Annotated in this window: 19 protein-coding genes and 1 other annotated feature; of the genes, 5 read left to right on the top strand and 14 right to left on the bottom strand. The window is 37.7% G+C overall.

Features of this window, described 5'->3' with window-relative positions:
• Positions 1-788: 788 nt before the first annotated feature.
• The 5 genes from pepF to spxA all read right to left on the bottom strand — a co-directional run bounded on the left by pepF (position 789) and on the right by spxA (position 6,269).
• Positions 789-2,606 carry an oligoendopeptidase F gene (gene pepF / locus MHI34_RS03440; protein ID WP_058844598.1) on the bottom strand — a complete coding sequence of 606 codons (1,818 nt, stop codon included), beginning with the start codon at positions 2,604-2,606 and terminating at the stop codon, positions 789-791.
• Between the two features lie 51 nt (positions 2,607-2,657).
• Positions 2,658-3,779, bottom strand: a complete 1,122-nt coding sequence (locus MHI34_RS03445; RefSeq protein WP_342504107.1) for a competence protein CoiA family protein — start codon at positions 3,777-3,779, stop codon at positions 2,658-2,660.
• 316 nt (positions 3,780-4,095) lie between these two features.
• Positions 4,096-4,569: an IS200/IS605 family transposase gene (gene tnpA / locus MHI34_RS03450; RefSeq protein ID WP_036129052.1), complete on the bottom strand. Its 474-nt coding sequence runs from the start codon at positions 4,567-4,569 to the stop codon at positions 4,096-4,098.
• Between the two features lie 202 nt (positions 4,570-4,771).
• Complete coding sequence (gene mecA / locus MHI34_RS03455) at positions 4,772-5,440, bottom strand: adaptor protein MecA (protein WP_036126663.1); 669 nt, start codon at positions 5,438-5,440, stop codon at positions 4,772-4,774.
• Between the two features lie 433 nt (positions 5,441-5,873).
• Positions 5,874-6,269, bottom strand: a complete 396-nt coding sequence (gene spxA / locus MHI34_RS03460; protein ID WP_025116803.1) for a transcriptional regulator SpxA — start codon at positions 6,267-6,269, stop codon at positions 5,874-5,876.
• A gap of 490 nt (positions 6,270-6,759) precedes the next feature.
• Positions 6,760-6,982, top strand: a binding site (T-box leader).
• Positions 6,983-7,097: 115 nt separating this feature from the next.
• Between spxA and trpS the strand changes: the two genes are divergently transcribed.
• Positions 7,098-8,087, top strand: a complete 990-nt coding sequence (trpS, locus tag MHI34_RS03465) for a tryptophan--tRNA ligase (RefSeq protein ID WP_036126679.1) — start codon at positions 7,098-7,100, stop codon at positions 8,085-8,087.
• 1 nt (position 8,088) lies between these two features.
• Here trpS and MHI34_RS03470 read toward each other — a convergent pair whose 3' ends face one another.
• The 3 genes from MHI34_RS03470 to MHI34_RS03480 form a co-directional block, all read right to left on the bottom strand.
• Positions 8,089-8,310, bottom strand: coding sequence for a hypothetical protein (locus tag MHI34_RS03470; RefSeq protein WP_036126664.1), 222 nt, complete (start codon positions 8,308-8,310; stop codon positions 8,089-8,091).
• A gap of 105 nt (positions 8,311-8,415) precedes the next feature.
• A complete protein-coding gene (fabF, locus tag MHI34_RS03475) occupies positions 8,416-9,657 on the bottom strand; it encodes a beta-ketoacyl-ACP synthase II (protein ID WP_036126666.1) in 1,242 nt (413 codons plus the stop codon).
• Between the two features lie 30 nt (positions 9,658-9,687).
• Positions 9,688-10,626, bottom strand: a complete 939-nt coding sequence (locus MHI34_RS03480) for a beta-ketoacyl-ACP synthase III (RefSeq protein WP_089934871.1) — start codon at positions 10,624-10,626, stop codon at positions 9,688-9,690.
• Between the two features lie 577 nt (positions 10,627-11,203).
• Between MHI34_RS03480 and MHI34_RS03485 the strand changes: the two genes are divergently transcribed.
• A complete protein-coding gene (locus tag MHI34_RS03485) occupies positions 11,204-11,398 on the top strand; it encodes a YjzD family protein (RefSeq protein ID WP_004227469.1) in 195 nt (64 codons plus the stop codon).
• 49 nt (positions 11,399-11,447) lie between these two features.
• Here the strand turns inward: MHI34_RS03485 and MHI34_RS03490 are convergent, their stop codons facing one another.
• Positions 11,448-13,574: an AAA family ATPase gene (locus MHI34_RS03490; protein WP_340812595.1), complete on the bottom strand. Its 2,127-nt coding sequence runs from the start codon at positions 13,572-13,574 to the stop codon at positions 11,448-11,450.
• Positions 13,575-13,844: 270 nt separating this feature from the next.
• Here MHI34_RS03490 and MHI34_RS03495 point away from each other — a divergent pair, with 270 nt between their 5' ends.
• On the top strand, positions 13,845-14,531 hold the full coding sequence (locus tag MHI34_RS03495; RefSeq protein WP_249646031.1) for a Crp/Fnr family transcriptional regulator: 687 nt from the start codon (positions 13,845-13,847) through the stop codon (positions 14,529-14,531).
• Positions 14,532-15,156: 625 nt separating this feature from the next.
• Here the strand turns inward: MHI34_RS03495 and MHI34_RS03500 are convergent.
• Positions 15,157-15,465, bottom strand: a complete 309-nt coding sequence (locus MHI34_RS03500) for a metal-sulfur cluster assembly factor (protein ID WP_036120908.1) — start codon at positions 15,463-15,465, stop codon at positions 15,157-15,159.
• A 53-nt stretch (positions 15,466-15,518) separates the two neighbouring features.
• On the bottom strand, positions 15,519-16,283 hold the full coding sequence (locus MHI34_RS03505) for a prolyl oligopeptidase family serine peptidase (protein WP_342504108.1): 765 nt from the start codon (positions 16,281-16,283) through the stop codon (positions 15,519-15,521).
• A 121-nt stretch (positions 16,284-16,404) separates the two neighbouring features.
• Here MHI34_RS03505 and MHI34_RS03510 point away from each other — a divergent pair, with 121 nt between their 5' ends.
• Together MHI34_RS03510 and MHI34_RS03515 are read left to right on the top strand one after the other, a co-directional pair.
• The gene (locus tag MHI34_RS03510; RefSeq protein WP_036120914.1) at positions 16,405-17,214 is read left to right on the top strand and encodes a Cof-type HAD-IIB family hydrolase; all 810 of its coding nucleotides are present in this window, start codon (positions 16,405-16,407) and stop codon (positions 17,212-17,214) included.
• Positions 17,215-17,357: 143 nt separating this feature from the next.
• Positions 17,358-18,215 carry a DegV family protein gene (locus tag MHI34_RS03515; protein ID WP_058843814.1) on the top strand — a complete coding sequence of 286 codons (858 nt, stop codon included), beginning with the start codon at positions 17,358-17,360 and terminating at the stop codon, positions 18,213-18,215.
• 44 nt (positions 18,216-18,259) lie between these two features.
• Here MHI34_RS03515 and MHI34_RS03520 read toward each other — a convergent pair whose 3' ends face one another.
• The 3 genes from MHI34_RS03520 to MHI34_RS03530 all read right to left on the bottom strand — a co-directional run bounded on the left by MHI34_RS03520 (position 18,260) and on the right by MHI34_RS03530 (position 21,370).
• Positions 18,260-19,789 (bottom strand): alpha-amylase family glycosyl hydrolase, encoded by a 1,530-nt coding sequence (locus MHI34_RS03520; RefSeq protein WP_230593788.1) that lies wholly within the window; start codon positions 19,787-19,789, stop codon positions 18,260-18,262.
• A 132-nt stretch (positions 19,790-19,921) separates the two neighbouring features.
• Positions 19,922-20,287, bottom strand: coding sequence for a YisL family protein (locus tag MHI34_RS03525; protein WP_036120921.1), 366 nt, complete (start codon positions 20,285-20,287; stop codon positions 19,922-19,924).
• Between the two features lie 180 nt (positions 20,288-20,467).
• Positions 20,468-21,370: a fumarylacetoacetate hydrolase family protein gene (locus MHI34_RS03530; RefSeq protein WP_036120924.1), complete on the bottom strand. Its 903-nt coding sequence runs from the start codon at positions 21,368-21,370 to the stop codon at positions 20,468-20,470.
• Between the last annotated feature and the right edge of the window lie 86 nt (positions 21,371-21,456).

Raw genomic sequence — 21,456 nt, forward strand, 5'->3', positions numbered from 1 at the left:
TGTTGTTGAAAAAAGATCATGTCAATAGCAGTAATACACTTTTTCACAAAGTCTGGGGTAGATTTCCGTACCACCAGCGTCCGAGTCACTTCACCCACTGCGTTCGTCCCAAGGTATCAGTTGTGACGCTGGCCCCACTCCAATCACCATGTGGCAAAAGTGTCTTTTCCTTATCTTTCATACGAGCATAATTAGAGGAAGGATAGGCTCTTATTTTCAATGTGAAGAAATGATGCGTACCGCTCCTCCATAAAATGAGTAGTGAACATCTTCCCTTTATTTAAAAACCATTGCTAAAGAGAAATATTTTTATCGGTTGAAATGGAAGGCTTGACTACCTTGGGATAGCGAGGCGGAAGCGGCTTTGCGCTCGCCCACAGAAAAGCAAGTAGCCTGCAACGGTAATCCATTTTCACCTTTCACATAAATTCTATGGATATTTTGTTAGATAAAGCAAAATACAAAGAAGCGCCTCTATCCTCGACCGATAGAGACGCTTCTTTTTCACAAAGGGGATGGGAGAAATGTTCACGTTCAAACAAAGGGGTGTATGTTTGTTTTGTGATTTATTTCACAAGAATTACTCTATCATGGAATAATATATTTAGCAATGCAACCAATACTAGATTCACAAATTTGTCAAATAGAAAGCGATTACAAACAGTATTTTTCCAAGATGCACACTTTTAAACTATTTAGAAATCAAAAAAAATCATTATTCTTTCATTTGAAATAACATGGACAATACATAAAAAAGAGCAGTAGGAATATTCCCACCGCCCTTTTAATTAGTTATTCAACAATAATTTTTCTAATTCATTTAAACGCTCTTCAAATACTTTACATGCATCTTCAATCGGCTTAGCAACGTTCATATCAACACCTGCTGCCTTTAATACTTCTATTGGGAAATCAGAGCATCCAGCTTTTAAGAAGTTATTAATATAACGTTCTACAGCTGGTGCCCCCTCCTCTAAAATTTGTTTACTCAATGCTGTAGCGGCTGATTTACCAGTCGCATATTGATAAACATAGTAATTATAGTAGAAGTGTGGAATACGAGCCCATTCTAAGCCAATTTCCTCATCTACAATCATATCATCGCCGAAGTATTTTTTGTTTAGTTCATAATAAACCTCAGTTAAACGATCAGCTGTTAATGACTCACCGTTCTTATCCATTTGATGAATAAGATGTTCAAACTCTGCAAACATTGTTTGTCTGAATACCGTACTTCTGAAACCATCTAACCAATGATTTAATAAGTAAATTTTTTGTTGAGGGTCATCAATTGTTTTTAGTAAATAGTCATTTAATAACTCTTCATTACATGTTGAAGCAACCTCTGCGACAAAAATAGAATAATCTCCATAAACGAATGGCTGATTGTTACGTGAATAATAGCTGTGAACACTATGGCCAAATTCATGCGCTAATGTAAATAGATTATTCACATTGTCTTGCCAATTCATTAAAATATACGGATTCGTACCATACGCGCCTGATGAGTAGGCTCCACTACGTTTCCCTTTATTCTCTAATACATCAACCCAACGGTTATCCAATCCACTTTGGACGATGCTTTGATATTCCTCGCCTAATGGAGCTAGTGCTTTCACTAAAATATCTTTCGCTTCATCATAAGTGACTTTCATTTCCACTTCTTTAACAAGTGGTGCAAATAAATCCCACATATGCAATTCGTCTACACCTAATAATTGCTTACGTAACGAAATATAACGCTGCATAGCTGGTAAATACTTATGAATTGTTTCAACTAATTGATCATACACATTTTCTGGAATGAAATTATTAGACATGGCTGCATGGCGTGCAGAATCATAATGACGAATACGAGCACTCACATTATGCTTCTTCACATTACCCGTTAGCGTTGCCGAGAACGTATTTTTAAACTTGCCATATGCTTCGTACATAGCTTTAAATGCACCTTCACGCACTGAGCGATCTTTGCTCTCTAAAAACTTAATATAGTTACCATGTGTAAGTTGTACTTCCTCTCCCTCTTCATTTTTCACATAAGGGAAAACCATGTCCGCATTGTTTAACATACTGAATGTATTAGAAGCTGTACCCGTTACCTCAGACATTTGCGCTAGCAATGCCTCCTGCTCAGCTGGTAATACATGTGGACGTGCCATTGTAATTTCTTTTAAAGATTGCTTATATAATTGTAGGTCTTGATTTTCTGCTAAGTAGCCTTCAATTGTTTCTTCACTTAATGCTAAAATCTCTGGTGTTAAATATGAAAGACCAGCTGAGATACTAGTTGCCAATGTTTGAATGCGACTGTTCATATCTTGATAAAAGCTATTTGTTGTATCTTGATCATAGCGCATATGGGCATATGTGTAGAGCTTCATCGCACGCTCATATAGATGATCATGATATTGTAAAGCTGTTAATAATGCCTCTGCCCCATTATTTAAAGTACCTGCATAGCTCGGTGCTTGTTTAGCAAGCTCTGCAACTTCCTTCAATTCCTCTTCCCAAGCTTTATCTGTTGCAAAGATATCCTCTAAGCGCCATGTTAATTCTGCGGGTACTTCATTTCTAACCAAAATCTGATTACTGTTACTAGCCATGTATGCCAGCCCCCTTTATATGTGCTTTTTTCCTTTTACTCTCATATTTTCTCAATATATTGTGGCAATTGCAAATAAATGTACATATACATGCTCACAAATATCTAGCGACTGCTCTTCTTGAGTCATATGCTTCAAGAGCTGTCCATAATACAGGACAGCACTTACCGCCTGTGTTGTCACTTCTAGTTGATGCTTACTTAAAAAATGGTGAATCTCCTGCTTCGTTAACATAAAGGGCTGTCGACCTAATTGTTTACTAAAATGCAACAGCATCGTTTGCCATTCACTAGTAAACAAGGAGATGGCTTCTCCACCCTTCACTGGGATTCCAATGTAGGAAGGCATAGCAGTTAACGCAAAGTTTAATTCATAGCAATTTCGTAAAAATAAATCTTGCGCCCCCTTTTTACTATATAAAAGACGCGCAGATACAAATTGCCTACATGCTTGTTTATAAAGTTGCCAATACTGTTGAAATTCTTCTTGAGTAATTTGCTTCGGTATATAAAAAGGAAAGTGTTGTTGATTGACTGGTATTGTCTGAACTTTACCTATGAAAGTATGCCCATGTACATGAAGAAGATTCGTCCAATAAGTAAAATGGGCCGTCCTAGCGTTATACGTCATTAAATAAGGTACATCTGATGTAGTTGTCATAAACGATTTTTGCAGCAATGGGGAAATGGTAATTTTGCTGATGCCGTTGATTGCATCTTTGCTTTGAGGCGTTTGAAAAAGCCAAATTACTTGTATATCGTTTTTTTCGTAGCCAGCTGTACGTTGTTGCCATTTTTCATGGGAGATTGTGCTACATTGAAATTCAATTGCATAGTGACGATCATTTATTGTAATGAGCAAATCCGGGCGTTGAGCAAGCTGCTTTAAAAATGGCTCTAGCTCCACTTGATATCCATGCTTTGTGAGCCATTCAAATAATTGCATTTTACCTTGGAGATGAAGTTTAGATTCACCTTCAGCGAACAATTGTGGACAATGCTTTTTGGCGAAGTGTGAAAAATGGGGAATATTATGTTGACCTACTTTCAATTGAACTGGTTCTAGACATTGAGGACAAAAAAATTTCATTTGTCGCCTATATCGTTGTAAAGCTTTCCTCGTATATTGATATGGGAGAAATAGCTGCTGTTTGTTGTTATAAGCTACCAGCATTTAATCAACTCCTTTTTAGTCAACTATAATGGAGTTGGTTTGCCCTCACAAAAATTAAGCAATTATTTCTTGAAATTTAAAAAATGCCGTCTCATATATCTTCATTCAGCAGATTTCACAGCATGAGCAGAGAGGCCTGTACAACGCTGGTCAATTAACCGATGATAGCTTAAATATGAATGCAAATCAGAACCACCAGTATAACTGGTGGTTTGCTCTGCGCGTGAAACGCTGGGGTACTGGCCCATGTCTAAAGACATTCTGAATGGTCTGCCAACCGCACTCCGTTTTCACACAAACCGCTAAAGCGGCTTACTTATTTTTTCTTTCTCTTGATTTCTTCTCCTGTGAATGGGTCAATGAATTCTTTCATCGTCATTTGATCTTGCAGGATATCTTCTTGTAATTGATTTTTTATATACTCTTGTATCTTTTTCTTATTTCGGCCGACTGTGTCCACATAGTATCCTCGACACCAGAATTGACGATTACCGTATTTATACTTTAAATTCGCATGTCGGTCGAAAATCATTAGACTACTCTTCCCTTTTAAATAACCCATGAACGCAGATACACTCAATTTCGGAGGAATACTTACCAACATATGAATATGGTCAGGACAGGCTGTTGCCTCTATGATTTCTACATCTTTTCTTTCACATAATTGGCGCAATATTCTTCCAACATCTGCTTTAATTTGACCATAAATAATCTGCCTTCTATACTTTGGCGCAAAGACGATATGATACTTACAATTCCACGTTGTATGTGCTAAACTTTTATTATCCATTTATGGTGGCTCCTTTCGTACGAAGTCGGTTGACTAGACCTGACTTTATTGTACGTTTGGAGTTTTTTTATTGTCCATAGCTAAAAGCTTTCCGGAACCCCCTGCATAGCAGGGGGTTTTCAAAGCACACAAAAAGGACTGTAGCAAAACTCAATAAATTTACGAGTTTTACTACAGTCTAAAAAATGAGGTATTTTAATGCTTATGCAAAGTATTTTCGAACTGTTTCAAAGCAATTAAATTCCATAATCTTTTCACCGTACTCCTCTAGACGGTGAATGGTTAAATTGGATGGTGTTAAAAATTCCTTGATGACCGCATTTCGATCATGACGATTTAAATCCTCATCTGCGTTCCCGAAATCAACAACTAAATAGTACCAATCTTCATATTTGAATAATGAGGAATCCACTAATTCGTCTGTCATTCGTTTTGCGACAGGGATTAACTCATCAATATCTTTAAATTTATAAACATAAATGTCTGTATCCATAAATAACTCTGACTCATCCATGTCACCAAGTTGAGTTAGCTGGCTAAGAAGATCTTCTCCAACTTCATCGAATGGTGCAAACATTTCTTTGTGTTCATCAAAACTCGAATGACCATCTAATGTTTCACCGTCTTTTAAAATATGTGCACGTGTGACAATGATTTCTAAGCCTACTTCAGATGCATTGATGTGAATCCAAATCGGACCCTCTACATCAAAGTAATCCTCCGTGTTTACTTCATCAATCATATCCCAAAAAAGTTGCTCACCCTTTGCTCGATTGTACCAAATTTCTTCACGACTATAGCCGCGATCCTCTATATCATTATACGTAATAAAGAGCTTGAGTGTATTTTCATTTACACGTTCGATGTCCACTAGACCTCATCTCCCTTCACTGTCATATGCTGAAAAACAGTTTTGTTTCATTAGTATGCTTTTATTCTTTGTTTTTAACCTTCATACTGCATTTGTTTTTCAACCTTTGACCACACTCAGTAAAACCATCGAGGAACCGCAAACATGATTTTTTTGTTCACAGTTGTCTCTAACTCTATTGTATGCTGTTCTGTCATAAAATGAAAAGGATATACACCGTTTCACAGAAGATATTTGAATTATTGAAATTGTAGTAAACTATTTAACTTAAATCAAGTTTAACATACTTTTACGGAAATATATGACTTTTCCCTATCAATTATTATACTTCATATAGAAGGTTTTACATAAGTAAAACATAAAAAAATAGATGTCACAACATGCATTCCACATTTGTAACATCTACAATATATATTATTCAAAATGAGTAGGTTTAATTCACCATTCGTTGCGCTTCTTGAAGCTGATATGCTCGAACTTTTCGAGGTAGGAAGCGACGAATTTCATCTTCATTATAGCCAACTTGTAGACGTTTTTCGTCCAAAATAATTGGTCGGCGTAATAAACCAGGATACTCCTGAATTAATTCATATAAACGTTGTAGTGGTAAACTTTCAACATCCACATTTAATTTTTGAAATATTTTTGAACGAGTAGAAATGATTTCATCTGTCCCGTCTTCTGTCATACGTAAAATTTTTTTAATTTCACTAATACTTAGTGGCTCAGAAAATATATTACGTTCTGTATATGGAATTTCGTGCTCCTCTAACCAAGCTTTCGCTTTACGACAAGAGGTACAACTTGGTGATGTAAATAGGGTTACGATCATTCTGACACATCCTTTCATTTTGTAATCATTATCTATAAACCAGAACCAAAGTGTTAAATTAGAATTAATGTAAAGTAAAATACACAGTACCATTATACAGCACTCAGCTGTATTTGAATATAGTTCCAATAAAAAAAGACTGAACCCATCACAAATTATTCTGTCTCTTTATACAGCTTTTAATAAAGCGTATTTCCTTCTATCTTATGTGCTACTACTAACATTCCCACTTTCAGTGCATTTTAAACATCCAAGCATGTATCTTAGTTGTTCTCATTTAAAAAGATTAAACGAGAAAATTGTCAATTTGACGTGTACACCTAAACACAATTTTAATAAAAAAATTTATATTTATAACAAAATTACACAACAAAAAAAGCATATAATTTTTTCTCGAAAAAAACCACCGTCAAAAGTCTGACTTTACACAATGGAATCTTTATAATATAATTTTTTGCAAACAAATCAATTTGAATAATTTAAATTGAGAAAAACGCTGACGAAGAGTAGTACATATGTTCATTTCACGTTTAGAGAGTCTGTGGTTGCTGCAAACAGATCGTGGAGACATATGGAATGGACTTCCGAGTTAGCTTTGTGAACGCTGTTAGAAGCTATTAGCAGAGCTCGTCCCTTCACGTTACGAAGCTGAGTGGCCTTTTAGGCAAGCTGGGTGGTACCGCGGATTCAAAACATCATTCGTCCCTTCATTAGAAAAAATCTAATGAGGACGCATGATGTTTTTTTGTCTTTATCGTGAGGTGGAAAAGTGAGCAAACGCCGCTGACAACCATCACGGAATTTGGATTCGAGGAGGAACTTTTAATGACAACTATTTTTTCAGGCGTACAGCCTACAGGAATCGTTACTTTAGGGAACTATTTAGGAGCATTCAAGCAATTCCCTGCACTACAAGACGAAGGAAATGCTATTTATTGTATCGTTGATCAGCATGCGATCACGGTTGCCCAAGATCCTAAAGAATTACGTGAAAGCATTCGTAAGCTGGCAGCTACCTATATTGCTACTGGCATCGACCCTAAAAAATCTACGTTATTCATTCAATCAGAGGTGCCAGCGCATGCTCAGGCAGGATGGATGTTACAATGTGTTGCGTCTATCGGGGAGCTAGAACGTATGACACAATTTAAAGATAAATCACATGGTAAAGAAAGCGTTTCTGCTGCTCTTTTAACATATCCACCGTTAATGGCTGCAGACATTCTACTTTACAACACAAACATTGTCCCTGTCGGCGATGATCAGAAGCAGCATATCGAGCTAACTCGTGACCTTGCAGAACGTTTTAATAAACGCTTTGGTGACGTTTTAACAATTCCAGAAATTCAATTACCAAAAGCAGGCGCTCGTATTAAATCCTTACAAGAGCCAACAAAGAAAATGAGTAAATCTGACCCTAATACGAAAGCGACAATCCGTTTGCTAGATACGGCAAAGGACATTGAGAAAAAAATTAAATCAGCGGTTACGGATTCTGATGGTATTGTTGCATTTGATGTAGAAAATAAACCAGGTGTCTCAAATTTATTGACAATCGAATCGGCTATTTCTGGTATAGCCATTGAAGATTTAGTCAAAAAATATGAGGGAATTGGTTATGGTGGATTCAAGCAAGGTGTTGCAACAGCTGTTATCGAACATCTAACACCAATTCAAGAAAAATTCTATCATTTAGTAGAATCCTCTGAATTAGATGTCATCTTAGATGAAGGTGCTGAAAAGGCGAATGCGATTGCCAGTGCTACATTAAAACGCATGGAAGATGCAATGGGTCTCGGCCGCACACGTCGCTAATTTATGGCTTGTCTGTGGAGCGATCAAAGCCTAAATCAAGCACAACAGCGCAAATGATAATGCAGGCTCCTACCGCCATATAAAATTCCGTTGTTTGAAAAATAAATTTGAAAACAACCTTCCAGGAATAACCTAATGTTCGATAATTTAAATACAATATGAGATTCCCTACAGAGAGAATCATTAAGCCATAGCTTACTAAAAATAAAAAGAGACGAAACACAGTAGAGGCATCCTTTCTATTTCTTCTTACTTATCATTTATTCACAAAACTATAAAAAAAGACGTCAGCCGTTTAAATTTGGCTGACGTTTTTTAAGTTTATATATTATGCTTCATATTTTTTGAATAGAAGACTGGCATTGTGACCACCAAAACCAAGAGAATTACTCATCGCATATTGAATGTTTGCTTCTCTCGCTTCGTTTGGAACATAATCTAAATCACATTCTGGATCTGGATCTACTAAATTAATTGTTGGAGGTAAAATGCCTTCTTTTAAGGCTAATGCTGTGAAAATCGCTTCCACACCACCAGCTGCTCCTAATAAGTGACCCGTCATAGACTTTGTGGAGCTCATAGCAAGTTTATACGCATGATCACCAAAAGCAGTTTTAACAGCTTGTGTTTCAAATAAATCATTGTAAGGTGTGCTAGTACCATGTGCATTAATATAATCAACTTGTGATGGATCAACTCCACCATCTGTCAATGCTTGCGTCATTGCACGTGCTGCCCCCTCACCCTCTGGAGCTGGAGCCGTAATGTGATGCGCATCACCTGTTGCACCATAACCTAAAACTTCAGCATAGATTTTAGCGCCACGAGCTTTTGCATGTTCATACTCTTCTAGAATAACGATACCAGCGCCTTCTCCGATAATAAAACCATCGCGGTTTTTATCAAATGGACGGCATGCGGCTTGTGGGTCTGGATTTAATGATAAAGCTGTATTTGCACAGAAGCCTGCCACAGCCATTGTAACGATTGGTGATTCAGCACCACCTGAAATCATCACATCTGCATCCCCACGTTCAATTACTTTAAAGGCATCGCCAATGGAGTTTGTTCCCGAAGCACACGCCGTTACAGAACATGAGTTAATACCTTTTGCACCAACGTGAATAGATACTTGCCCTGAAGCCATATCAGGAATCATCATTGGAATGAAGAATGGGCTGACACGTCTTGCGCCACGCTCTTGGAATGTTAAAAATTGTTGTTCATAAGTTTCCATACCGCCGATACCAGAGCCAATCCATACACCTGCACGTGGAGCTAACTCTTCATCAATTGTTAATTGTGCATCTTCCATTGCCATAATGGAAGCGGCTAACGCGTAGTGCGTAAAACGATCCATTTTACGTGCTTCTTTACGATCAATATATTTTTCAATATCGAAATCCTTCACTTCTGCTGCGATTTTTGCTGCAAAAAGTTCTTTATTCAATCGTGTCAGCTCACCAATGCCAGATTTACCAGCCTTGATGTTAGCCCATGTTTCTTCGATGCTATTTCCTAGTGGTGTAACTGCGCCAATTCCTGTAATTACTACTCGTCGTTTACTCATTGTCTTACTCCCCTCAAGCATTTTTCCTTCTTATTTTCCCCATCTCATGGCTACGGCACCCCATGTTAAGCCGCCACCAAAACCAACGAGGACTAATAAGTCATCCTCTTTAATCTTACCTGCTTCGAGCTCATCTACCAAGGAAATACCAATAGATGCTGCTGAAGTATTTCCATATTTATGAATCGTTTTTGACATTTTTTCAGGTGGTAGCTCTAATCGCTCACGAGCAGATTCCATAATTCGTATATTTGCCTGATGCGGCACTAAAAAATCTACGTCTTCTTTTGTTAATCCTGCTTTCTCTAACACATTAACAGCCGATTCACCCATTTGACGTACAGCAAACTTAAACACTTCACGACCATTCATTGTAATTGTGTCTTGCTGTGTTAAATAAAGGTTTTTACCGCCTGTACCATCAGCACCAAGTTCAAATGATACAATACCTCTGCCTTCAGATACTGGCCCAACAATGGCTGCACTAGCACCATCACCGAATAAAACAGCTGTATTACGATCCTTCCAATCGATGACTTTCGACAGTTTTTCTACACCTACTACTAAGACATATTTATAAGTATTTGCCTCTACAAAGTGCTTCGCTGTCACTAAGCTATATATAAATCCTGCACATGCCGCTGCTTGATCCATCGCCGCCGCATTCACTGCTCCGATTTGTTCTTGAACCATACATGCTACACTTGGAAAAGTTTGATCCTGTGTGACAGTTGCTACAAGTATTAAACCAATTTCCTCTGGCGTAATACCCGCTTTTGCAATAGCTTCTTTAGCAGCTGCTACTGCTAAATCTGAAGTTTCCTGATCCTCTGCCGCAAAATGACGTTCTTCAATGCCTGTTCGAGTTCGAATCCATTCATCTGAAGTATCCATTATTTTTTCCAAATCAAAATTTGTAACGACCTTCTCAGGAACATATTTGCCAATTCCTATAATACCAGCGTTCATATAGCAACCCCTCAGCTTTCTTACTATCAATTATTAGTAACTGGTCATAATTATAACGCATACGAAAGGAAGGACGCAAGGTGATTTAAAATTAATGTGTTTTGGACGTGGCGGAGATTTTATTTTTGGTGAGGGCTGACTCTTTATTAGGTTAGGTGAGAGTTTTGGCATTATCGTCGTTTTTGAGCGGGTGAACTTCTACGTCATAGTACTGTCCACCTTTTTATGAACGGAGTGTCTTACTTAGGAGCACTATCTACTAGCTCTGAGCCAAGTTCCTACTATAATTAGAGCACTTCTGCACTCGTTACGAACAAAAACCCTAATCGAGACTAATTCCCTGACTCCTCTTCATTACAAAGCACACACTAACTTCCTATCATTAAACATCAGCATACCTTCTGCAAATCAAATGCTACGATAGGCCGTTGAATATAAAATCCAGATCCTTGTATTTGTTGTGACAAATTCGCCATGTTTCACATAAAAGGTTCTTTTTTTTTCGATTTATGTTATGATATGATAATGAATATGAGTAAAACCTTATAATGAAAAAAGTTCGGTTGAGGTGAAATTAATGCAATATATCGTAACGTTCATATGGTCATTCCTACTAGTTTCTATGTTAAACTACGTAGTCAGCTCTGTACTTGGTGTACCATTCGATTTTAAAACAGGGGCAATCGTTTCCGTTGTATTCTCCATTCTAATCTTTATTATTGGAGCAATCATTCCAAACGATCCTACACCAGAAGCTGCAGACCATCATTAATTTATCTAGAAAAAACCTGTTCAGCATATTGCCGAACAGGTTTTTTCTGTTATTTTTCCACAACACATTGACCATCACGCATTTTCACATGCAAAGTTTCTCCTAGTAAAACCTCACCACGAAGCAGTTCTCTAGCTACTGCTGTTTCGATATGTCGTTGTACAAAGCGTTTTAATGGTCTCGCTCCAAACTGAGCATCCGCTCCTTGCTGTACTACCCAATCAATAACCTCTTGCTCGACAGATAAAGTAATTTCCTGTTCTGCCACACGTTTAATCAGTTGCTCCACGTACTTCCAAGCAATCGCAGTAAAATGCTTTGTAGATAAAGCATGGAAAAAGATAATGTCATCCATACGGTTTAATAACTCTGGTTTAAAATGTTGGCGTAAGGCCGTCATCACTAAGTCTTCAACAGCATTATCGCCTTCTTTTGCCTCCATTAAATAACTAGAGCCAATATTGGATGTTAGAATGACCACTGTATTTGTAAAATTCACCATACGTCCCTGACTATCTGTAATGCGGCCATCATCTAAAATTTGTAATAAAATATTCGCCACGTCTGGATGCGCTTTTTCAATTTCATCTAGGAGGACCACGGAATATGGATTTCGGCGTACAGCTTCTGTTAATTGTCCGCCCTCCTCATAACCTACATAGCCTGGAGGAGCACCAACGAGACGAGACACACTATGTTTCTCCATGTATTCACTCATATCAATTCGAATAAAGTGATCTTCTGCATCAAATAACTGCGCAGCAAGTGCCTTAGCAAGCTCAGTTTTACCAACACCTGTTGGACCTAAGAATAAAAAGCTACCAATCGGACGATGCGGATCTTTAATACCTGCACGTGCACGCCATACAGCTTCTGTTACTAATTGAACTGCTGTATCTTGACCGACTACCCTTTCATGTAATGTATCCTTTAATCGTAGAAGTTTTTCACGTTCTCCTTCTACTAATTTTGTTACAGGAATTCCTGTCCAGCGGGAAACGATCGCAGCAATTTCATCTGCCGTTACTTCTTCACGTAAAATGCGGGATTCTGCCCCGTTTTCTAACTGTTTTTCGAGTTCCTGAATTTCCTTTTCTAATGTTGGGATTTTGCCATGGCGTAATTCGGCAGCTTTATTTAAATCATATTTACTTTCTGCTTCATCTAAATCACGACGGTATTTATCTAATGTTTCCCGTTTTTTCTGAATATCGTGTAACATTTCTTTTTCTGCTTCCCATTGTTGGCGCATGCCCTCTGAGGATTCTTTTAATTTTGTTAATTCCTCACGCAATTGCTCTAGACGTTTTTTACTTGCCTCGTCCTTTTCCTTACGTAATGCCTGTTCTTCAATCTCAAGCTGCATAATGCGACGTGTCACTGCATCTAATTCCTGTGGCATCGAATCAATTTCTGTACGAATCATCGCACAAGCCTCATCAATTAAATCAATTGCCTTATCAGGTAAAAATCGCTCTGTAATATATCGGTTGGACAGTTCTGCTGCCGCAACAATTGCTCTGTCATGAATTCGTACTGCATGATGTAATTCAAAGCGTTCTTTTAAGCCCCGTAAAATGGAAACCGTATCCTCAATCGAAGGCTCACGTACAAGAACTTGCTGGAATCGTCGCTCTAAAGCAGGATCTTTTTCAATGTACATACGATACTCATCTAGTGTTGTAGCACCAATACAATGTAGTTCACCGCGTGCAAGCATTGGCTTGAGCATATTCCCTGCATCCATAGCACCGTCTGTTTTGCCTGCGCCGACGATGGTATGAATTTCATCAATAAATAAAATGATTTGTCCTTCTGAATCTTTCACCTCTTTTAACACACCTTTTAAGCGCTCTTCAAATTGGCCACGATAGCTTGCCCCTGCGATTAAAGCACTCATATCTAGCTCATATAACACACATTCTTTCAAGCCCTCTGGCACATCGCCTTTCACAATACGCTGTGCTAAACCCTCAACAATCGCTGTTTTACCAACTCCTGGTTCACCAATTAATACAGGATTATTTTTCGTTTTGCGTGTTAAAATACGAATGACATTTCGAATTTCCTCATCACGCCCGATAACTGGGTCCATTTTGCCGTTTTTAACTTCTTCAATCAAATTTCGTCCAAATTGCTCTAGTGGTTTTTTGTTATCTGTTTGTTGAAATTGCATAGCTAGCACTCCTTTACCATCATGTTTCTTATTATTGTTATACCCATTCTTGTTCTTTTAAAAAAGTTTGACCTTTTTTGACTAACTTTATTTTACATCAATCGACATTGCTTCGCAAAGAAATCGCACTAAAATTTTTTCACGGATTTTGGAAATTTACGTTATAATAATGGTATGTTTCTATGTTTTAGTATCGAAAAATCCACTATCCTTTTGTAATAATTGCCGTTTATTACAAAAAGAAAGCGATGTGTTGGAGATATGGTTTTAATGGATAATATGTTTGAAAAAATTAAAGATCTATTTCAAAAGCATGGTGTTTTTATCAAAGTGAATAAAGGAAATAAAATTTTCCTAGAGGGTGAACGGGCAAAAGAAATTTATTACATCCAATCTGGTGTGATTTCGATAAGCCAAGAAACCGAAACTGGCAAGGAATTAACTATTCGTATTTGTGGTCCTGACAGTATAATTGGAGAGGGGTCATTGTTTTGTAACCTAATCTATAATTCCATGACTGCAAAGGTTTTAGAGCCTTCTACGATGTATGTGTTAAGTCGGAAATCATTGGAGCATTTACTAGAAGATCAGCCTACTGTGATGGTGGAATATATAAAGTGGTTGCAAACAGAAAACTTAAAGCATCAAAGTCGTTTGCGTGATTTAGTGTTAAATGGTAAAAAAGGTGCTTTATTTTCAACGCTCATTCGGCTTTCCAATACGTATGGTAAACCTTTAGAAAATGGCTCAATTTTTATTGATTTCCAGCTAACAAATACGGAAATTGCGAATTTGTGTGCAACAAGTCGTGAAATGATTAATCGTATGTTGAATGATTTAAAAAAACACGATATTATCACTTTTGATAAAGGCTTTATTACAATTCATGATTTACAATTTTTAAAAAATGAAATTGCTTGTGAAAATTGTCCATTACAAATATGCCGTATCGATTAATTTCGTTACAAACGAAATCCCTGCCTATAAAATATAGCAGGGATTTTATCGTGTTGAAAAACAAAACCATCCATAGCATTTTTGTGAAGGGTGAAAATGGATTTCCGTTGCAGGCTACTTGCTTTCCTGTGGGCGAGCGCCGAGCCGCTTCCTCCGTGCAGGGGCTCGCCTGTCTCGCTATCCCACGGGAGTCAAGTAGCCTTCCACTCCAACCCATAAAAATATTTCTTTTTAGCAAAGATCTTCAAATAAAGTGAAGGTATTCATTACTCTTTATGGAGGGTGTTGTCACTCATCACTTCTCCACATTGACAATAAGAGGCTATCCTTTCTCTAATCATACAAATACGGCTCGTATGAAAGATAAGAAAAAGACATTTTTGCAGAATGGTTGATTGGAGTGGAGCCAGCGTCACTCCTAGGGGATTTAGCGTCACAGTTGAGACTCTGGAGCGAACGCAGTGAGTGAAGCGGCTCATCGGACGCCCCCTGGAAAGGACGCTGGTGGAACGGAAATCAACCTCTCGCCTTGCTAAAGGTTCTTTTTCTACTATGAACATCATCTTTTTTCAACAACATGAAATCCCTGCCTATAAAATAAGCAGGGATTTTTAATGTTGCAATTTTAACGTACGCCTAATGCCATTTTTGCATAGCGTGACATTTTGTCTTTTGACCAAGGTGGATTCCATACAATGTTAACATTTGTACTTTTCACTTCCGGAAGTTCCCCTAATGCCGTATTCACCTGATCCACAATAACTGGCCCAAGTGGGCATCCCATCGATGTTAATGTCATCGTAACAGTTGCTACACCTTCATCATCTAAATCTACATCATATACTAAACCTAAGTTGACGATATCAATCCCAAGCTCAGGGTCAATTACATTTTCTAAAGCACCAAACATGCTATCTTTCATATCTTGATCCATTCGTATTTCTCCTTCCATCATAGTGTTAACCTTATCATAGCAGATGCATCCTGTTATGCCAAATGCTGTGCAAGCCAGTCTGTTGCTGCTAGCATACCGTCACGTGGGACTGCATGTCCTGCCTTTTTGTTCACCATAAACTTTAAATATTCAGGGCTTGCTTGATAGTATTCCCGTAATGTCTCATAAAATTTATACGTTTCTTGGAAAGGTACTGTTTTATCTAATTCTCCATGCCAAAAGAAAACTGGACGATCTGCGAATTTTTCTGGCGTTAAACTAACATCATATTTAGCTAAGAGCTCATTCACTTTTTGGACATCTTCCTCTGACATCGGCCAATCGATACCGCTTTTTGCAAATTGTTGCAATTGATATTCACCTAATTTAATAAAACCTGGTGCACCCATACATATTGACGCTGTTTTTATCCAATCATAAAGTTTTAAACAGCCGGAGGTCACGATGCCGCCCATTGAAGTACCTGCTATGCCAATATTATGACTGGCCAATAAATTTTTATTCCTTAATTCATCATATAATTGTTGCACTTCATGAATAGAATTTAAAACAATATCCCAAAATTTCAAGTTCATTTGTATTTCTGTAAGGCCTTCGCTACGGTCACCATGAAATTTTGCATCTGGTAATAGGACACGCACCCCCTTATGCACCAATTGGTATGCATAGTGTAAGTTATGTTCTTTCGCGCTCATAAAACCATGCAAAAAAATCACTACTGGGGTTTCTTCATTCATCTTGTCTGTATGTATATGTAATAAAGGAATATTTCCCCACACTTCTTTTTCTACAAACATTTTTGTCACTCCCAACTATTGTCTCATCTTTATGTTAGCAAACTTTTTTCACTGTGACAAAATTTTGACGAATGAAAGACAAAGAGATACTATTCAAACTATAGGAAAGGGGCAACGAGCTATGAAACCGCATTTAATCGTACTAGACTTAGATGGTACTTTATTAACAGACCAACAACAAATCTCAGCAAAAACGAAAAAAACATTATTGCAGGCTAAGGAATTAGGGCATCAAGTGATGATTGCAACGGGGCGTCCATACCGTGCAAGTGATCTTTATTATCATGAACTTGGGCTCACTACACCCATTGTCAATTTTAATGGCGCATATGTACATCATCCCAAAAATGTATCTTGGCAACATATGCACACACCGATTGATTTAAGTGTTGTACATGATGTTGTTGGATCCATCAATAGTTACGAGTATGAAAATATTATCGCTGAGGTAAAAGATGATATTTATGTACACACAGAAGATGATCGTATCTTAAATATTTTTAATATGGGTAATCCCAAAATCACACTTGGGGATTTATACACACATCTCTTGGAAAATCCCACAAGTTTATTAATTCAAGCAAATGAAGCGAATTCGGTCATTATACGTGACCATTTACAGGCGGTGCACGCAGAAGTTATTGAGCATCGTCGATGGGGCGCGCCACTTCATATTATTGAAATTGTACGTCGCGGCTTAAATAAAGCTGTGGGTATTGCGCATGTGGCAAAAGATTTAGGTATTCCACGTGAGCGTATCATCGCGTTTGGTGATGAAGACAATGATTTAGAAATGATCGAATATGCTGGACTTGGTGTAGCGATGGGGAACGGTATTCCAAGTCTTAAAAACATTGCCAATGAAATTACAGCAACAAATAATGATGATGGAATCGCAAAAATCCTCATTGAACGCTTGAAATTATCATAGTTAAGTAGTAAGTTCAAGTTAACATTCCATTTTTACCAGTTTAACTTTATTCAGTGGTACCCCTTCCATTTATCTTAAGTGAGTACCGACTGAATAAAGTTAAAAATACTTGATGAGTAAGTTGAAATTAGGGGGACAAGAGAATGAAGATTTTTACGGATAGTGGATGCGATCTACCGAAGTCTTACTATGAAGAAAATGATGTCGTGTTACTCCCTTTACGAGTGCAATTGAACAACAAAGAATATGAAGATGTCATTACGATTGATTCCAAAGAGATTTACGATGCCATCCGCCAAGGTGCTCAACCAAAAACATCACAAGTGTCACCTGAGCTGTTTTTAAAGCACTTTGAGGAACTAGCTAAAAATGAAGAAGAAGGCATCTATATTGCCTTTTCATCGGAATTATCCGGCACATATAGTACTGCTCAAATGATTCGCAATCAAGTATTAGAGCAATATCCTTCATTAAAATTAGTCATTATCGACTCTAAATGCGCTTCACTAGGACATGGTCTAGTTGTAGAGGAAGCAGTTCGCCTTCGAAATATAGGGGTATCCTTAGAGGATATGGCCTCTAAAATGAGTGCATATGCACCTCAGATGGAGCATTTATTTACAGTAGAAGATTTAGATTACCTTGCCAAAGGTGGTCGTGTATCCAAGGCCAGTGCCTTTTTAGGTGGTCTTCTGAGCATTAAACCTATTTTAAATGTAGAGGATGGCAAGCTGATACCTATTGAAAAGTCACGTGGTCGTAAAAAAGCACTTAATCGTATGTTAGATTTAATGCAGGAGCGTGGCGGAAGCTTTACGGATAAAATTGTTGGTATTAGTCATAGTGATGATGTGGCCTTTGCCAATGAAGTAAAGGCTTCTATTCAGGAACGTTTTTCTCCTCAAGCTGTTCAAATTACTATGATTGGCTCTGCAATCGGTTCACATGTAGGACCAGGCACTATTGCAATCTTCTTTACGAACAAAAGCTATCAAGGCTAATAAAAAGCATGTTAGGATTGCTCCTAACATGCTTTTTCGTTGTGCTATGGTTGTTGGACGTCTTGTTCTTGACGGCGAACTTTTCCTCGTTTAATGATGATAACAACAAAGCCGATAAAGATTACCCACACTAAACCAAGGGCAACCATGTAGGGCATGTTTAAGCCTTCATCATTGCGAACCTGATAAATCTCAACCATTTCTCGGTCTAAAATAACAGGATAAACCTCTTTTTCATTTATACGAACTTTTTCCTCATGTAAAATTCCGTTCAGCATTTTCCCTTCACCAAGTTGCGCTGGTGTTAAGTCCACACGTTGCGTTTTGCCTGTATTATTCACCATAATTACCCACTTTTCTTCGTCAGAGGTACGTGTGAAGACAAGTAGGCCATTGTCATTTGTAATTACTTCAAAATCACCTTTACGTAAAGTTGCAGATTGATTACGTAAGGATTGAACATTTTTAATATAATCAATCAATTCTTCATCAGTTTTAAAGTTATACAACTGATGTGTATCTGGTTTTGCTTCCCCATTCATGGCGATTTCTGTACCATATTGTACAACGGGAATCCCAGGAAGCATAAATAAAGCACCCATCGCCATTTTTAAGCGTGTAGGCGGAAACATATTTTCAGTCGCAGAATCGAATGTAAAACGATGGGTTTCAAGTGAATCCACCATAATCTGTGTCGGCTTCTCTCCTGTAAAAGGCTCCATTAATTTAGACGAATCCATATCCACGTTTTTAAAAATATTACGATAAATATCCGCTGTTGCTGGTGAGAAGGTTGCATCAAAATCAGCATCACTTTCTTCATTAGCAATCACGTAAAGAGATGCTTTTGTCTCTTTTAATGCTGCAATCATCGCATTGACAAACGCTATATCAGCCTCTGCAATATTCGTTAAACGAATACCACCAACATCATATGTAGAAACAAATTCAGTGGCTGATTGAATGAGCGCCTCTTGCACAGCTTTGTTCGATAAATCCCATTGTACTTGTCCATTATTCGTAGAAGCAATCCAGTCAGCTTTTGATGAGTCCTTTGCCCATTCATGATTTGGACTCACATTATTGAGCGGGAAATCCACCATGATGGACATATTTTTAGCTTTATAGGCTTCTACAACACTTTGGAATTCTTCTGTTGTTCCAAAATGACGTTCGATTGTCGTGTAGCTTGTAAGTAGTGATCCATCATATTTCTCTGTAGAAAAAATAGGACCAATAGAAACAATTGTAAAACCCATCTCACCAATAAATTTTAGCTTATCTTGCAGACCTGTAAAATCGCCTCCTGCAAATTTCGAAGGGTCTTTCGTATTTGTATCAAAATCGTTTGTGCCCGAACCATTAAAGAAACGGTCAACGAGTAAATCAAAGATGCTTTCTTCTGCTATCGATGTTGTCGCTTTTTCATCCGCATGCGCTACTGGTGTAGTACTTACGAATGAAGTTGCTAATAAAAGTGATGCAGCCGTCGCACTTATCCACTTCTTAAATTTCACTGTTATTCCCTCTCTTTCAAACCAATCCATCGTCATTTTACCAAATAACACTGTCACGTCGCTATCTTTTCAAAAGATTTTACGAAAATGCGAAATGAATTAGGGCAAAAAGGTGTCAGTTCTCTCGTATTCACCCTTTTAGCAAAATAAAAGCCGTGAAGCAAATACTTCACGACCTTTAAGAAATTATTATGCTAGGAAATTAATGTTTAATGGTAGCTTAAAGCCTAAGAACAGCGTGATAAATAGGAATACTGCGAATAATGCCCAAAACATCCCTGTTGGTTTGTTTTTCTTTTGACGCACTAATACCATTTCCATCATACCAATTACTAAAATACCGAATAAAAATTTCAGTCCGTACATCATCGGGTCTCCAGCCTGATATTTAAAGAATAATGCCCCACCTGTGATGATAATTAATACGTAGAATAGACGTAAAGCCATATGTAAGCCCTTTGATTGCTTGCCCATTAGTGCAGCGATTAAAAAGATAACAATAGCAATAACCCACGTAGTAATATGCAAATGCGTTTGGCTAGTTAAAAAACTCATGTTTGTCCCACCTCATTCATTTTTCTATCAAACTCTATCCTACCATGCGATGGAAAGGGTTTCAAACATTACAACAGTGTTCACATAATTTACATCAATTATAGCTCGACATCTCACAGCCTATCGAGTGTAGAAAGAAAAAATCCGCGGAGTAAAGACTCACGCGGATGGTTATCGTCATTATTCAAAATGGTTGACTAATGTACCAATGCCTTGAATAGATACTTTTACTGTATCCCCAGCCTTTAAGAACTGTGGCGGGTTCATCCCTTTTCCAACTCCTGCAGGCGTACCTGTTAAAATAACATCTCCTGGCTCTAATGTTACATGTTGAGATAGAATAGATACTAAGGTTTCAACAGAGAACATCATATCCTTCGTAGAACCGTTTTGGCGTACTTCATCATTGACCTTTGTCACCACTGTTAAGTCTTGTGGATTTGGAATTTCATCCTTTGTCACAAGGTATGGTCCAAGAGGGCAAGTACCTTCCAAGCTTTTACCTAAGAAAAATTGTTTATGCTTGTCTTGTAAATCACGAGCTGATATATCATTAGCAATTGTATAACCAAATACATAATCAAATGCTAAATTTTTAGGAATATTTTTACCACGTTTTCCAATAACAATCGCTAGCTCACCTTCATAGTCCATTTTGGAAGAAAGGTCAGCATGAATGGAAATTGTTTGTCCATCCGCTGCAATAGCAGTTGGTGATTTTGTAAATACCATTAAATCTGTTGGTGCTGCTTCTGCACCCATTTCTTTGGCATGTTCATCATAGTTTTTACCGATACACATAATATTTTTGGGTGTACGCGGAATTGGTGAAAGCCACTCGATATCTGTAAATTCACGTTTAAAACTATCGGCACGATCTGATTTTTCTGCTGCTTCTACTAATTTACGAATCTGTTCAACGAAATCAAAGCCTAAAGCAATGCCATCCACAATTGAACTTGAAAAAGAAGGGAGAACTTGAAGTTCATTTTGAATAGCGAGTACATCCCATACCGCTTCTTCTTTTTTTACTTTTGGTCCAAAGCTTACATGTCCACCTAATTTGAATGATAAAATTTTCATGATTTTAAGAGCTCCTTCTTTTTTCTACATAATACAACAATATGATAGAAATTGCCTTACTTTTGCGACAATAATTTTATAAGTTG

Origin of the sequence: Lysinibacillus sp. FSL L8-0126, assembly GCF_038630385.1 — a bacterium.
In the GTDB taxonomy this organism is placed as follows: Bacteria; Bacillota; Bacilli; order Bacillales_A; family Planococcaceae; genus Lysinibacillus; species Lysinibacillus fusiformis_D.